Annotated in this window: 19 protein-coding genes and 2 pseudogenes; 16 read left to right on the top strand and 5 right to left on the bottom strand. The window is 63.4% G+C overall.

What is annotated here, in order from left to right; all coding sequences use genetic code 11:
- Positions 1 to 9 precede the first annotated feature (9 nt).
- The 3 genes from FJ978_RS29630 to FJ978_RS29620 form a co-directional block, all read right to left on the bottom strand.
- Positions 10 to 315, bottom strand: a complete 306-nt coding sequence (locus tag FJ978_RS29630) for a hypothetical protein (protein WP_140576246.1) — start codon at positions 313 to 315, stop codon at positions 10 to 12.
- 83 nt (positions 316 to 398) lie between these two features.
- Positions 399 to 653 carry a hypothetical protein gene (locus tag FJ978_RS29625; protein ID WP_013894493.1) on the bottom strand — a complete coding sequence of 85 codons (255 nt, stop codon included), beginning with the start codon at positions 651 to 653 and terminating at the stop codon, positions 399 to 401.
- A 431-nt stretch (positions 654 to 1,084) separates the two neighbouring features.
- A complete protein-coding gene (locus FJ978_RS29620; protein ID WP_140576245.1) occupies positions 1,085 to 1,900 on the bottom strand; it encodes a class I SAM-dependent methyltransferase in 816 nt (271 codons plus the stop codon).
- A 432-nt stretch (positions 1,901 to 2,332) separates the two neighbouring features.
- On the opposite strand from FJ978_RS29620, the gene FJ978_RS29610 reads away from it, so the two are divergent.
- From FJ978_RS29610 to FJ978_RS29555, 13 genes and pseudogenes are all read left to right on the top strand, one after another.
- Complete coding sequence (locus FJ978_RS29610) at positions 2,333 to 2,743, top strand: hypothetical protein (protein WP_140576243.1); 411 nt, start codon at positions 2,333 to 2,335, stop codon at positions 2,741 to 2,743.
- Positions 2,736 to 3,131: a hypothetical protein gene (locus FJ978_RS29605; RefSeq protein ID WP_140576242.1), complete on the top strand. Its 396-nt coding sequence runs from the start codon at positions 2,736 to 2,738 to the stop codon at positions 3,129 to 3,131. Before FJ978_RS29610 ends, FJ978_RS29605 begins: the two co-directional genes overlap by 8 nt.
- Positions 3,019 to 3,747, top strand: a pseudogene (locus FJ978_RS29600) (terminase family protein); the annotation flags it as partial. The gene FJ978_RS29605 and the pseudogene FJ978_RS29600, both read left to right, overlap by 113 nt.
- Positions 3,748 to 4,030: 283 nt before the next feature.
- Positions 4,031 to 4,318, top strand: a pseudogene (locus tag FJ978_RS29590) (terminase family protein); the annotation flags it as partial.
- A gap of 11 nt (positions 4,319 to 4,329) precedes the next feature.
- Entirely contained in the window at positions 4,330 to 6,126 is a 1,797-nt protein-coding gene (locus FJ978_RS29585) for a hypothetical protein (protein WP_181180442.1), read from the top strand.
- Complete coding sequence (locus FJ978_RS29580; protein ID WP_140576235.1) at positions 6,127 to 6,822, top strand: hypothetical protein; 696 nt, start codon at positions 6,127 to 6,129, stop codon at positions 6,820 to 6,822.
- A 558-nt stretch (positions 6,823 to 7,380) separates the two neighbouring features.
- Entirely contained in the window at positions 7,381 to 8,082 is a 702-nt protein-coding gene (locus tag FJ978_RS29575) for a glycosyl hydrolase 108 family protein (protein ID WP_140576233.1), read from the top strand.
- A 2-nt stretch (positions 8,083 to 8,084) separates the two neighbouring features.
- Positions 8,085 to 8,252, top strand: coding sequence for a hypothetical protein (locus FJ978_RS32910; protein ID WP_013894505.1), 168 nt, complete (start codon positions 8,085 to 8,087; stop codon positions 8,250 to 8,252).
- 1 nt (position 8,253) lies between these two features.
- Positions 8,254 to 8,376, top strand: a complete 123-nt coding sequence (locus FJ978_RS33445) for a hypothetical protein (protein ID WP_263497202.1) — start codon at positions 8,254 to 8,256, stop codon at positions 8,374 to 8,376.
- A complete protein-coding gene (locus FJ978_RS29570) occupies positions 8,373 to 8,612 on the top strand; it encodes a hypothetical protein (RefSeq protein ID WP_013894507.1) in 240 nt (79 codons plus the stop codon). The genes FJ978_RS33445 and FJ978_RS29570 overlap by 4 nt, the downstream gene beginning before the upstream one ends.
- Entirely contained in the window at positions 8,597 to 8,791 is a 195-nt protein-coding gene (locus FJ978_RS29565; RefSeq protein ID WP_013894508.1) for a hypothetical protein, read from the top strand. Before FJ978_RS29570 ends, FJ978_RS29565 begins: the two co-directional genes overlap by 16 nt.
- A 103-nt stretch (positions 8,792 to 8,894) precedes the next feature.
- A complete protein-coding gene (locus FJ978_RS29560) occupies positions 8,895 to 9,212 on the top strand; it encodes a hypothetical protein (RefSeq protein WP_041164749.1) in 318 nt (105 codons plus the stop codon).
- A 174-nt stretch (positions 9,213 to 9,386) separates the two neighbouring features.
- Positions 9,387 to 9,857 carry a GNAT family N-acetyltransferase gene (locus tag FJ978_RS29555; RefSeq protein WP_013894510.1) on the top strand — a complete coding sequence of 157 codons (471 nt, stop codon included), beginning with the start codon at positions 9,387 to 9,389 and terminating at the stop codon, positions 9,855 to 9,857.
- A gap of 107 nt (positions 9,858 to 9,964) precedes the next feature.
- On the opposite strand, the gene FJ978_RS29550 is transcribed toward FJ978_RS29555, so the two are convergent.
- On the bottom strand, positions 9,965 to 10,672 hold the full coding sequence (locus FJ978_RS29550; RefSeq protein ID WP_013894511.1) for a hypothetical protein: 708 nt from the start codon (positions 10,670 to 10,672) through the stop codon (positions 9,965 to 9,967).
- Between the two features lie 311 nt (positions 10,673 to 10,983).
- Between FJ978_RS29550 and FJ978_RS29545 the strand changes: the two genes are divergently transcribed.
- From FJ978_RS29545 to msrA, 3 genes are read left to right on the top strand one after another with little or no spacing between them, the layout of a single operon-like run.
- Positions 10,984 to 12,411 carry a glycosyltransferase family 39 protein gene (locus FJ978_RS29545; protein ID WP_246678227.1) on the top strand — a complete coding sequence of 476 codons (1,428 nt, stop codon included), beginning with the start codon at positions 10,984 to 10,986 and terminating at the stop codon, positions 12,409 to 12,411.
- A 42-nt stretch (positions 12,412 to 12,453) separates the two neighbouring features.
- Positions 12,454 to 12,579 (top strand): hypothetical protein, encoded by a 126-nt coding sequence (locus tag FJ978_RS33440; RefSeq protein ID WP_263497206.1) that lies wholly within the window; start codon positions 12,454 to 12,456, stop codon positions 12,577 to 12,579.
- 22 nt (positions 12,580 to 12,601) lie between these two features.
- A complete protein-coding gene (msrA, locus tag FJ978_RS29540) occupies positions 12,602 to 13,120 on the top strand; it encodes a peptide-methionine (S)-S-oxide reductase MsrA (RefSeq protein ID WP_013894513.1) in 519 nt (172 codons plus the stop codon).
- A gap of 69 nt (positions 13,121 to 13,189) precedes the next feature.
- Here msrA and FJ978_RS29535 read toward each other — a convergent pair whose 3' ends face one another.
- Positions 13,190 to 13,504 carry a hypothetical protein gene (locus FJ978_RS29535; RefSeq protein WP_013894514.1) on the bottom strand — a complete coding sequence of 105 codons (315 nt, stop codon included), beginning with the start codon at positions 13,502 to 13,504 and terminating at the stop codon, positions 13,190 to 13,192.
- Positions 13,505 to 13,620: the final 116 nt, after the last annotated feature.

Raw genomic sequence — 13,620 nt, 5'->3', positions numbered from 1 at the left:
GTCGTGGCCTCACATCTGGTCGTTGTAGGGCTCCTTCATCTGGCCGACCATGCGGGCCAGTTTGGAAAAGGACGGCATGTCCGCCTCCGGCTGGCATTGATTGGCGAGCTCCAGCAGCCGGATCGGAAAGTTGATGGCGTCGCGGCTCGACGCCGACATGCCGCCGGACCGTTCCTCACCGGTCTCGCCGGCCTCGGCCTTGCGCAAGGCGATGTCGATCTCCTCCGATGTCAGCACACCCTTTCGAACCAGCACGTGGTTGATCGATGCGACGGCCATCAGCAGGCCCTCGAGTTGCAGATTGGCGACGTTCATGGTGCTTTTTCCCTCCATTGACCGAAGTTGAAACGCACCAGCGGCATTTCCGATCCGAAGGGCGGGTCGGCGGCGGGCAGGACCTATTCCTGCGTCAGGCGCTCGCCATATTCGCGCCACAGCGCCTTGACCTCCAGGCTGCCGAGGCGCGGGATCGAGGGATCGCCGCAGGTGATGGCGACGGCGCTGATGTCGTAGTTGGCAAAAGCATGGGCGACGAAGCGGATCGCTTCGCCAAGCGAGTGCACCCGGATCACAGGGTCGGCCTGGCCCTGGCCGGTGCTGCGCACACCGGAAACCGTTGCCGGAGCATGCCGCATCCTGAAGACGGATGCCATGGCTGGCCTGTCCAAACGTCCTCTCCCACAAAGGCCGAGACGCGAATCATTCCATGAGCTTCAGCTGATGATCCCACAGGTGCGGACCGATGAAAAGCCGGCTGGCAAAGGCGGGCATCGGTGGCCGCTTGGCCTGTTTGTCGGGTGAGGGCAGTTATGCTATGATCTGGCCATGGTGCTGATTTGCGCCGAAGACCCGCCGCCTTGGCGGGTTTTGTGTTTTTCCAGCCTCCTCAAGCGATGCCGTTCACTCCTCGGCGCTGAGCCGAGGGAAACAAAATAGGAATTTTTTCTCAGAAAGTCGTTGACCGGCTGAGGGCAGCCATGCTACATATTTGTCCATGGTGCTGATTTGCGCCGATGACCCGCCGCCGAGGCGGGTTTTTGATTCTGGAGACGACCTTCTGGGGCCCCCGGCGGATCGGTTCCAGTCAGCCAGTCTTCGAGACGATCACGGCCAGCGATGCGAGCTTGCCCTCACTCAGGCTGCGAATGTAGTTCTTGCGTCGCTGCACGAATTCGGCGCCGAGCACGATCTCATTGGCCTGCAGCTGGGCGGGCGAGGGCAAGATGCCGGAATTGGCTCTTTTGAGCGCCAGTTCGACGTGTTCGCCCGTTTCGTCGATGATTTCGTCGATCCGGAATCCAGCGTCCACGAACAGGGCTTTCAGGGCACTGCGATCAACCAGCTGGCTCGTCGCCGGTGAGACCGCCCAAGGCAAGGGATAATACGGCTCTCCGCCAGCAAGCACCGCTTCGGTCCAGATCAACTTGCCTCCGGGCCTGAGCACGCGAAAAGCCTGGCCGACGACCTCGGGCTTGTCGGCGATGTTCATGCCGACATAAAAGCAGATCGCCGCATCGAACGTGTCGTCGGCGAAAGGCAGTCTGGTCGCGTCCGCCTCGTGGAAGCGGACCTTCTCGCTCAACCCGCTGAGCTTGGTCAGTTGGGCGGACGCGTCGACAAAAGCCCTTGTCAGGTCAACGCCGTCGACGGCGCAGCCATAGGTGGAGGCCAGGAACCGCGCCGGACCGCCGATGCCGCTGCCGATATCCAGGATGCGGTCGGAAGATGAAGGCGCCAGACGGGCGGCATGGTCCTGTGTGGCTATCAGTTCGCGGCCATGAAGCTGGTCGAACGGATAGAGTTGCCTGGCATCGAGAGCGTCGATTTTGGCATCGGGGAGGGCGGCCAATATGCGCTCGACGATGCCGTCGCTGCCATAGTGCGTGGTGACGTTGCTCACGGCGCGTCCTCCATCCTCGCGCGCAGCTTCCCATCAATGGATGCATTAGGCAACGGGCGGGCGACCGGAGGGGCCTCGAGGGCAACACTGCCGGGAAAAACGAAATAGGAATTTTTTCCCAGAAAGCCGTTGACCGGGTGAGGGCAGCTATGCTACATATTTGTCCATGGTGCTGATTTGCGCCAACGACCCGCTGCGAGGCGGGTTTTTGATTCTGGTTGCCGATTTTGAACGCTGGCGGGACAGTGCCCCCCTCTGGCCTGCCGGCCATCTCCCCCTCAAGGGGGGAGATCGGATCTAGTCACGGCCACGCTGACCTTTCGACGTCGCAAGGGAGCGGGCGCTCGAAGCTGCTGATCTCCCCCCTTGAGGGGGAGATGTCCGGCAGGACAGAGGGGGGCGCCACAGAACGCGACGTCTGCGAGAAATCCCATGCCACGCTACGCCACCATCATCACCGGCGATGACGGCCGCGAGGTTGTCAGCGCCATCGGGGAATTCGAGGGCGCGGCGCCGCAGGTGCGCCTGGGCCGGGTCGAGCAGGTCGCGCCCGGCGTGCTGATCGGCATGGTGCGGGATGCGGCCGGTGGCTTTTGTTTCCCGCAAGCTGGCATCGATGGCCGCGCCGTCGGGCTCGCCATGGCGAGGCTCAAGGCACAGGCCGGTGTTGCAAAACCGGCCCGGTCGGCGAAGCCTGCCGAGGCCGCAAGGCCGAAGCGCGCCAGGAAGGCCAGGAAGAAAATCGCCCGCTCGAAAAAGCCGGCGAGGCGGGCCAGACCGGCGCTGCCGAAGGCGGCGGTTTCCTCCGGCGACGCCAACACCGTGGGGCACGCCGATGGCTGACCAAGCCGATGCCGTGCCGGCGCGGCGCAAGGCGAGGCCGGCAAGGCGTAAACCTGCCGCCAGCCCGGAGATTGTCCAAAAGCCCCGACCCAAGCGGGCGAAGAAGACGCTGGGTGACGACTTTCTCGCCGCCGTGCGCGCCGATTTCCGGGCCCATGGCGCCGGCGTCATCGCCGAGGTGCGGGCCGACAAGCCGGACCAATATCTGAAGATCGTGCTTTCGGTGCTGCCCAAGGATTTCGATGTCTCCATCAACCAACTGGACGGCCTGAGCGATGAGGAAATCCGCAGCCGCATCCGCGCCCTCGAAACCGTCCTCAGACCGTTCCTCGAAGAGCCCGCTGATCTCGGCCAGAACCGAATATCTGGCGCTGCTGGCGGAGCTTGACCGCCGGCGCCGCACCAATCAGTTGGCGGCGTACAAGCCTTATCCAAGGCAGGCGGAATTCCATGCCGCGGGTGCGATAAACCGCGAACGCCTGTTCATGGCCGGCAATCAGCTCGGCAAGACCAGGGCGGGCGGCGCGGAATGGGCGATGCATCTCACCGGCCGCTATCCCGATTGGTGGCAAGGCAAGGTTTTCGATACGCCCGTGCGGCTGTGGGCCGCCGGCGTCACCGGCGAGGGCACGCGCGACAATCCGCAGCGCGTGCTGATCGGCCCGCCGCAGCAGCAGGCGGCCTGGGGCACCGGCATGATCCCGGCCGATGCTATTTTGCAGACGACGATGGGCCGCGGCGCGCCCGGCGCGCTCGACAGCGTCGTGGTGCGCCATGATGGCGGCGGCGACGTGCAGGCCGGCGAGAGCGTGCTGTCGTTCAAGAGCTTCGAGAAGGGCCGCGAGAAATGGCAGGGCGAGACGCTGCACGGCGTCTGGTTCGACGAGGAACCGCCGCTCGACATCTATTCAGAAGGCCTGACCCGCACCAATGCGACGGGTGGGATAACCATCGTCACCTTCACGCCGCTGCTCGGGATGAGCGATGTGGTGCTGCTGTTCCTGTCGGCGGGGGAGGTGGAGAAGATGGGGAAGGGGTGAGGGCACTGTTTCCCTTCTCCCCTTGCGGAGAAGGTGGCCTCGCGAAGCGAGGTCGGATGAGGGGTGTTCCAGCTTGGCAAAGACGGCGATCCGTCACGCACCCCTCAACCGTCTCGGCGCTGCGCGTCGATCCACCTTCTCCCACGAGGGGAGAAGGGAGAGCTGCCGCGCTCAGCCAAGAAAGATTGCGTCTTAACAACACGATATCGCCCTGGCCTTCCAAGCTGATTCAGGCTCCACCATGTCCCGACACGTCACCTTCATGACCATCGACGATGCCGCGCATTATTCCCCCGACGAGCGCGCGGCGATCGTTGCCGCCTATCCCGCGCATGAGCGCGAGGCGCGCGCTCGCGGCATTCCGGTGCTGGGCTCGGGCCGCATCTTTCCGGTGGCCGAGGCGCTGATCGCCTGCGAGCCGTTCCGGCTGCCGCGTTACTGGCCGCGCCTCGGCGCGCTCGATTTCGGCTGGGACCATCCGTCGGCCGCGGTCGAGCTTGCCTGGGATACGGAGGCCGACGTCGTCTATGTCACCAACGCGAACCCGTGCGCCTGGCGACCACGGCCAACATTGCCCTCTCAGGGCTGCAAACCATCGATGGTGTCGCCACCGAAGTCGGCGACCGTGTGCTGGTGAAGAACCAAGCCGACGCAAGCGAGAACGGCATCTATACAGCCAGCGAGGGCCAGTGGTTCCGCGCCGCCGACGCGCGCACCGCGCGCACAATGCAGAAAGGCACGACGGTGCATGTGCAGCAGGGCGCCGTCTCGTCCGACTTTGTCTATGCCTTCGAAACACTGAATCCGGTGATCGGCACCGATGCCATCACGCTCGCCTTCTTCCTCTCCGAAGACACGCTGGGCGATGCCACGGCGGCCGCGACGGCCGCCGCCAGCAGCGCGGCGGCGGCGCTTACCTCCAAGAACGCGGCGGCCACCAGCGCCACCAACGCCGGCACCTCGGCGACGGCCGCGTCCGGATCCGCCACGGCGGCTGCAGGCTCCGCCTCCACGGCGGCGACTTCGGCCACCAATGCCGGCACTTCGGCAAGTGCCGCATCGGGCTCCGCCTCGGGTGCCGCGACCAGCGCCACCAACGCCGGCAATTCGGCCACCGCAGCGGCCGGCTCGGCAAGTGCGGCCTCGGGCTCGGCCACGGCGGCGTCGACCTCGGCGACCAACGCCGCAACCTCCGCCACCAACGCCGCGACATCGGCTACGGCGGCGGCAAATTCGGTGGCGGCGCTGAGCTACACCTTCTCCACGACAACCGCCGATGCCGACCCGGGCAACGGCGCCTTGCGGCTGAACAACGCCTCGGCCGCCTCCGCGACGGCGGCCTATGTCGACAATCTCGACGCCGGCGGCGCCACGGTGAACGGCATTCTCGACACGTTCGACGACAGCACCAACACCATCAAGGGCCAGCTGATGCTGCGCTCCAAGGCATCAGCCGCCATCTCCTATGTCTACAACGTCACCGGCACGGTGGTGGACGGCAGCGGCTACCGCAAGCTGACGCTCGCCTATGTCAGCGGCTCCGGCGCCTTGCCGACAACGGCAGGCGGCATCTGGCTGATGTTCGACCGGACAGGGGACAAGGGGGCGGATGGGCTTGGGGCCGGTGATTTCACAGGGCCGGCTTCCTCGGTGAGCGACAACATCGTCACCTTCAACGGCACATCGGGCAAGGCGGGCAAAGACAGCGGCATCAAGGCGAGCGACCTGATCGCCGGGCCTGCGTCGGCCGTTGCCGACAACATCGCCACGTTCAATGGCACCACAGGCAAGATCGCCAAGGACAGCGGCGTGGCGGTGTCGAGCCTGGCGCCAAAAGCCAGCCCGACGTTTACGGGTGTTCCAGCCGCTCCGACAGCCGCGCCCGGCACGAACACGACGCAGCTTGCGACGACGGGGTTTGTCAAGGCGGCGATCGATGTCGTGCTGGGTGGGGTGTCAACGACGTTTGACACGCTGGCGGAGATTGCGGCTGGCATGCTGCAGAAGGCGGCCGACAATCTCGGGCTCGCGGCGGGATTTACGTCCGTGGTCGTGGACGACGGCACTAAGTCAAGCGGTACCTACACCCCTGCACCGACAGGCGGGAACTATCGCAAGATCACCGCGAACGGCGCCTTCACGTTCGCCGCGCCGTCGACCGCGAACTGCTACAACATGACAATCGACATTGCCAATGGGGCGTCAGCCGGAGCCATCACCTTCTCTGGATTTGTCGCCGGTCATCCCAAAGGTGACGCCTACGCCACGACAAACGCGGCCAAGTTCAAGCTGCATATCTCCAAGACCGATACCGGCATCACCGCTGTTCTGGAGGCGCTGTAAATGGCGCTCATCTGGCCCGCGCAGCCGATGCGCGACCCTGACATCTTTGTCACGGATTTTGCAGAATACGCCATAGGCGTGCAGCCTTTTGACTGGACCAGCCGGTGGCTCAACACCGGCTTCACCGCGCTTGTCCAGACGGTGTCGGGATCGATTTCTGGCAATGCGCTACGCTGGACCAAGACAACCGCTAATTCCCAATTGCTGTCTTGGAACAAGGTGCCGACAGTTGCCAATGCAGAAATCGTGTGCCGAATGCGAGTGATCGAGGCAACATCTGCGCCGGAAACGTTCGTTCGACCCTGTGTTAGGGCGACGGGTGCGAGTGGTGCGGAAAATTCCTATGCGGTGCAACCCACAAAGGATCCATCAGGCTCAGGTTGGAATAACAGCTTTATCAAACAGGTAGCAGGAGCGGGCGCCGTGATCGGAACGGCGTCCTTTGGTCCGTCACCGACCTTCGCCATCAACAATTGGTTTTGGTGCAGATTTCGGGTCATCGGCACGTCTCTCCAGCGGCGCGCCTGGTGGCAAGGTTCATCTGAACCGGGCACTTGGGACGAAAGCATTACCGACAGTGCAGTGACGACAGCCGGTTGGGTCGGCCTTCGGAACACGAACGTAAATCCCGATTGCGAAATTGATTTCTTCGCCGTTGCTATCAACGGCAAGACGGCCCCTTTGGGACGAAGGTAAGGAACGCTCGCTCCGATCAAAAATGGGCTGTCGGTCGGATGACCGCGGAATGTGCCGGCTTCTCGTACGATAGCGCTTCGTGGGCGGTTTCCGGACACGGATGGCTGGGAGCTTGGAGGGCTATCGTCTTGTAACTATCCAAGACGCTGATCCTGTGCCGGATGGCAAAGGATCGTCAGCAGCAATGCCGAGATGGTCGGCAGCCAGCCAAAGTTTGTAAGCGTGCTCACAGATGGTCGCTGCCACCACCAGGCCTCACTGCTACCGCGATATCCTTCGTCACTGTCCTTGGCTGGACCCTGCTGTCGTTATTACACCGTAAGGCCTAGTTCATTTCATGATCTGGTAGACCAGACCGCACGCTAGGACCAAGTTCAACACCATGGACAACCCCAGGAGCCAGTGTACGGGGCGGGCGTAGCTTCCATTGTTATCGGTAAAAACGCTCTGTCCCGAATCCATTTAGGCGGCCCTTCTGGTGAACTGCGATGCCGACAAACCTAACACCACTGTCCACTTCTGAAAACCGACCCGAGCTCCGGGCCGAAAGGAACTCCCATGGACCGCAACTTCGCGCGGGCGCTTGCGCTTGTCTTGAAATCCGAGGGGGGCTGGTCGGACAATCCGGCTGATCCGGGCGGCGCCACCATGAAGGGGGTGACGCTGGCAAATTTTCGCCGCTATGTGAGGGCCGACGCCACCAAGGCCGATCTGCGCCAGATCGGCGATGACCAGGTCGCGACCGTCTATCGGCGGTTCTATTGGGACGCGGTGCTCGGTGCCGAACTGCCCGATGGCATCGATTACGCCGTGTTCGATTTCGCCGTGAACAGCGGGCCGGGCAAGGCGGCCAAATATCTGCAGGCCGCGGTGGGCGCCGTGCAGGACGGTCGCATCGGGCCGGCCACGCTCGGCGCGGCCAGGGCAAAACCGGCGGGCGTCGTCATCGACCAGCTTTGCGACGCGCGGCTGGCGTTTCTCAAGCGCCTGCCAACGTGGGCCACGTTTGGCAGGGGGTGGAGCGAGCGGGTCAGGTCGGTTCGCGCCGATGCGCTCAAGATGACGGCGCACCCAGCCCCGCCGGCGCCAGCCCAACCAGCCACGGTTCCGCAGGCGTCCACGCCGGTTCCCGTTGCTCCTCCTCCCGCGCCGACCATCCATCCAGATCCAACCCCGACCGGAGCGCCTGCAACCGTAGAAACCAGTTGGCTGTGGCGGCTGTTCAACGCAATCGCCAAAGCCATCTTCAAGAGGAACTGACCATGGCACGCTATGCGAAATTCATCGTTGCCCTTGTCGGCATCGGCACGCTTATTGGCCTGCAACACGCTGGCGTGGAAATCCCCGGCCTTGCCGATATCGTGCGCGATCTGATCGTCGGGGCTCTCGTGGCCGGCGGCGTCTATCAAGTCCCAAACCGGAGGGCATGAGATGGACCATGCTATCACCATCGGCGATGTCCTGATTGCCTCCGCCGTCAGCGTCGCCGTCATTGGTTTCGGCGGCCTGGGGGTATGGGTGCTGTCGCTCTATGCGAAGGGCATGCCGCGATGAGCGCGCTTCTCGCCTTACTGCTCGGCAATCCAACCATCCTGGGCATCGGTGCCGCCATCCTCGCGACACTCGGCTGGGGGCTTCGCCAGCGGTTTGCCGGCGGACGCAGCGAGCGCGCCAGGCAGGCCGCCGCAGAGGCCGCGGCGCGCGACGTCGCCGACCAGGTCCAGAACGATATCGGCGCGCTGCCGGCCGCCGCCGCCCGGAAGGAGCTCAAATCATGGGCAAGGGATTGATGCTGGTGTCGGTCCTGGCCGCAATGGCCGGATGCACAACCGTCAAGGGTGGGTTCTGTGCGGTGTCCAGCCCGCTGCGCCTGTCGACGGCCGCCGTGGACGCGCTGTCGGACACCGAGGTCAAGGCGCTTTTGGCGCACAACCGCAAAGGCGAAAAACTGTGCGGGTGGAAGCCTTGACGGTTGTCTTGCTTCCGTTGGGCTCGGCCCTGCTGCTCGGCGAGTTGGTCACTTTCGGCGCCGGGTCGATCTTCGTTTTCCTCGCCGCAAGGGTGGTGACATGATGCACGATCTCTTCGACCTGCTGGGCATCAAGGGACCTGTCGTCGCCGCCGGTCTTGCCGGTGGTGTCCTGCGCGCGCTGTCGCGCCATCGCTACAAACTGCGCGAAATGGTGGCGTCACCAATCTGTGGCGCGCTTGCCGCTGCCTATCTCACACTGCCCGTGGTCCAATATTCCCGCGCCACCGGCCTGCCGCTGGCCAATGACGACACGACGACGCTCGCGGCGGCCTTTCTCATCGGCATCTGCGCCATGTGGATTTCGGATTTTTTGTTCGAGGTAATCGTGCGCAAATTCAAGCTGTCAACGGAGAAATAACTCCCGGCTTTGCCGGTATCGAGAATCTGCGTCCGACGGCTCGATTGAACCAACGCCCGCCTCGGCTCGCGCCGGGGCGGGCTTTTTGCATTTGTGGCTCATGGCCAGCCGCTGCTATATCCCAGCGCAGGAATGCCGAACTCGCGGTGGCGTTGATCCAGTCCGGACTTGTGAATGCTTATTGAACGATACGATGGAAACCGCGAGGCTTTACGGCCTCTGTTTGCCCTGGCAGACGATTCCTCCATGCAGATTTCCGGCTATATCGGTCGGGGCGAGGTGATGGTCGCTCGCGAGGGCGGCCGGATCGTCGGCCATGTGCAGATCATCGAGACGGGCGAGGGCGGTGTCTTCGAACTCAAGAGCCTCGCGGTCCGTCCTGCAAGGCAGAGCGAAGGGTTGGGGCGTGCCCTTGTCGCGGCGGCAATCATCCGCTGCCGTGAGTGCAACGGCCGGCGCCTGATCGTCTCGACCGCTACGGCCGATATCGGCAATCTCAGGTTTTATCAGAGACAGGGCTTTCGGATGTGTCGCATCGTGCAGGATGCGTTCGGGCCATCGACCGGTTATCCCGAAGGCTTGCTCGTGAATGGCATTCCGCTGCGCGACCAGGTGGTCTTCGAACGCGACCTCGGCGCGGATTGAGCACAGCGGCAACAGCTACAAGCTCAGCAAGCGCGGCATCGCTACCATCGAAGACAACGAAATAGCCCGCTTCGGTTCGCCGGAGCGGGCTATTTCGCGCTTTTACCCTAGGCCAGAATGTTGACGGCTCGCGCCGCGACCAGCGCGATCGTCAGCAGTGAGATCATGGCTTCCGCCATCATCAGCAGCTTGGCGCGCTGGGAGAGCGGCAAGGTGTCGGTCGGCGAAAACGCCGTCGCATTGGTGAAGGCGAGGAAGAAATAGTCGACAAAGCCCGGCAGCCATTGGGCAAGCTCGCGGTCGTTCAGGGTCATCTGTGCGAACAGGAAATCGGCCTGCGCGAGCTTCACCAGTCCGCAGGTCGGCGGCCCGCCACGGTCGGTGCTCCAGAACCACAAAGCGAAGACGATGACGTTTGTCACCCAGATGTTGAGTGCGTCGATCAGCAGTGTCGTGCCGCTGTTGCCGGCGTGTCCCTCCAGCAAGGCATGCACCAGCAAGACCAGCGAGCCGCAATTCATGACGCTGATGACGGCGGTCATCGTCAGGGCGGTTCGGCGGATCATGGCGCGAAACTGGCCGATGGCATGCCATTCGTGGTCCTCGACCGCTTTTCTGGTGGCGACCTGCGTCCATGCCGTCGCCACGGACAGCGGCACGAGCAGGGCCGCTTCCAGTCCCGGTGCCAGCCAGCGCGGACCGAATGAGAGATTGTTGATGACCAGAAGCTGCAGGCAGATGATGACGAGAACGGCTGCGCGCGCCAGCCAGAAGTCGAGCGCGCGGTAGTGAATGACGGCATGTTGATGGCGCATCTGGAATCCGGATGTTCAGACAGGGCTTCGGGCCGTGTGCCTGGGGAAGGCGGGCCGCGGAGCGTTGAAATTCCGGTTCAATCTTGGTGTTGCAATGGCACGCAAGTATACTTTTTTGTAAGCTTTGGCGTTTGGGCTGTTCGGCGAACCGGACGATGTGATTTAAGCGCCGCATGGTGGGGATCGATGACTCCTTGGATCGCTGGGTGCCGGCGGGGCTGCCTGCCCCGGGCTTGAGTTCGTCATCTGTCTGGTCCGGCCTGCTTCGCCAACCCCGGTATTTGCTGGCGCTTCTGTGTCTGGCGCAGATCTTGTGCTGGACGGTGGTGCCAGCGCTCGTCGATCCCGCGCCGCCCGGCGATGTCGTGGAGGGCTTCATGTGGGGCCGCGAATGGGTGCTTTTGACCTACAAGCACCCGCAGCTCCCTGGTTGGCTGCTCGAGACCAGCCATCTTTTGACCGGATCGTTCCGCTGGCCGCAATATCTGCTCGCCCAGCTGACCATCTCCGCGACCTTCATCCTGGTCTATCTGCTGGCCCGCGACATGCTGGGCCATAGCCGGGCGCTGGCTGCCATGCTTTTGATGCCATCGGTCTATTTCTTTGGCTGGCCCACCCCGCAATTCAATCACGACTATGCGCAGATGCCGTTCTGGGCGGCGATCTGCTGGCTGCTTTGGCGCGCCGGCCGTGGTGGCGGGCCGGGCTGGTGGCTCGCGCTCGGGCTGGTCTCGGGCGTCGGGCTCTATGCCAAATTCTCCACCGGCCTGCTGCTCGCCTTCGGCGCTCTGTGGCTGTTGTCCGATGCGCGCGCGCGCAGCCGGCTGGCGACACCTTGGCCGTGGCTTGGCCTTGCCGTCTTTCTCGCCGTCGCCACGCCGTTGGCCGTCGAGCTCTACCGTATCGATTTCCTGCCGCTGACCTATTTCGCCGGCCGTGACGAATGGGTGACTGAACACCGAGCGCGCCTTTATTATGCCGGTGTCCAGATGGCCGGGCTCTCCGGCTTTTTTCTGGTGCTGGCGATATCAGGGCTGCTGCGGCGCTCGCCGGCTCCGCAAGAGCCCGTCGAGCGCGGCTCGCGTGTTTATCTCATGTGGATGGGCCTTGGGCCCGCGGCGCTGGTCATGGTCGCCTCGCTGTTTACCGGCACCGGCGAAGCCTGGGGCGCGCCGATGTACAATCTTGTCGGCGTCGTCGCGCTGGCGTTCTTGGGCCATCGGCTCGGCGCCACAGAGATGCGAAAACTGACGATCTGCGCATTCATCTGCATCGTCGGCATGTCAGGCGCCTATGCGGCCATCCGCTGGACGGACTGCAATGTGCGCGGGCGCATGGACGCCGTTTGCTGGCCGGCACGACCGATCTCGGACGAGGCCGAGGCAGTCTGGCACGCGGCTGTACCCGGCCGACTCGACATCGTCGGCGGCGACACCAATCTGGCGATGCTGGCGGGTCTCAATGCCTATGACAAGCCGTCGATTTTCACCGACCTCGATATGCGGTTCGCGCCTTGGATCACACTGCAGCGATTGCACGACCACGGCATGCTGATGGTTTGGCTGGGCCATGGCGTGCCACCGCAGTTGCACTCATGGCTGGACAACATTCCGGTCAAGACCGTTCTTTTCAACTGGTCGAAAGAGGCGCCGCCGGTGGCGATCAGTTTTGCCGCCATCCCGCCCGGCACGCGCCTGCCGCTTGCTGTCGACAGCCCGGCTGGACAACCGCACAGCTGAAGTCCACGGATCCGGTTCCGCGTCGTGCCATTTCGTCGGGGCATGGCCGCACGCACCGCCGGCGCCGCGCTCGGGCGACTGGACGAAGTCGCCGACAGTGCCCATTTATGGGAAATCCAATTTGTTGTCGTGCAATTCAAGACGGAAATCGCGGTCCGTTTTCCGTGAATTGCTTTTGAGGAGAGGTGACATGGCGACTTCGACCGAACGCGCAGTACTTGCCGGCGGCTGTTTCTGGGGCATGCAGGATTTGATACGGCGCTATCCCGGCGTCATCTCGACCCGTGTCGGCTACTCGGGCGGCGATGTGCCAAACGCCACCTATCGCAATCATGGCACGCACGCCGAGGCGATCGAGATCAATTTCGATCCGGCCGTGATCAGCTATCGCACGCTGCTGGAGCGCTTTTTCCAAATCCACGATCCGACGACACGCAACCGACAGGGCAACGATGTCGGAATGAGCTACCGTTCGGCGATCTACTACACCAGCGATGAGCAAAAGAACGTCGCCGAAGACACCATCGCCGATGTCGATGCCTCGGGCCTGTGGCCCGGCAAGGTCGTCACCGAAGTCGCGCCGGTCGGTGCTTTCTGGGAGGCCGAGCCGGAGCATCAGGATTATCTGGAGAAATATCCCAACGGCTACACCTGCCATTTCGTCAGGCCAGGCTGGAAGCTGCCGGTTCGAGAAAAAGCGGTACCGTAGATTCAGTCATACGACAGGATTTGAGAAGCCGCGGAGCGCTCGCTCCGCGGTTTCTTCTCATTGCAAATCCTACTTGCCGCAATGCTTGTCGTTAACCGTCGGCGCGGTGGTACCCGGCGACATGCCATTGGCATCGGGCTGCGCGCCCTGCGGATGGGCAGGACAATTCCGATCCGCGTTGGAGTTCATATCATCCAGCGTGCCAGTCGTGCTGTTGGTCACCGACGGGTCGACGGTGTTGGGCGAAGCTGGCGTATTCGGATCGACCGTGACCGACCTGCCGCTACCGGCTCCGTTGGTGCCGCTTGTGTCATTGCTCTGCGCCATGGCCGATGCGGCCAGGCCGATGGTGAGCGTCGAAGCTGCGAGGATTTTCATGAACATGGTTTGTCTCCATTTCTGTGAACTCGTCGCGTAGCGACTGGTGGGACAACCTCTCGGTCTGATGAAGGTTCCCGATAAATTCTCGCGCCGCCAGAGCCAATCGCTCCCACTCTGGC

The organism is Mesorhizobium sp. B1-1-7 (assembly GCF_006442705.1).
Taxonomy (GTDB): Bacteria; Pseudomonadota; Alphaproteobacteria; order Rhizobiales; family Rhizobiaceae; genus Mesorhizobium; species Mesorhizobium opportunistum.
The sequence above is the reverse complement of the archived record's forward strand: the minus strand, read 5'-3'. Positions and strand labels throughout refer to the sequence as shown.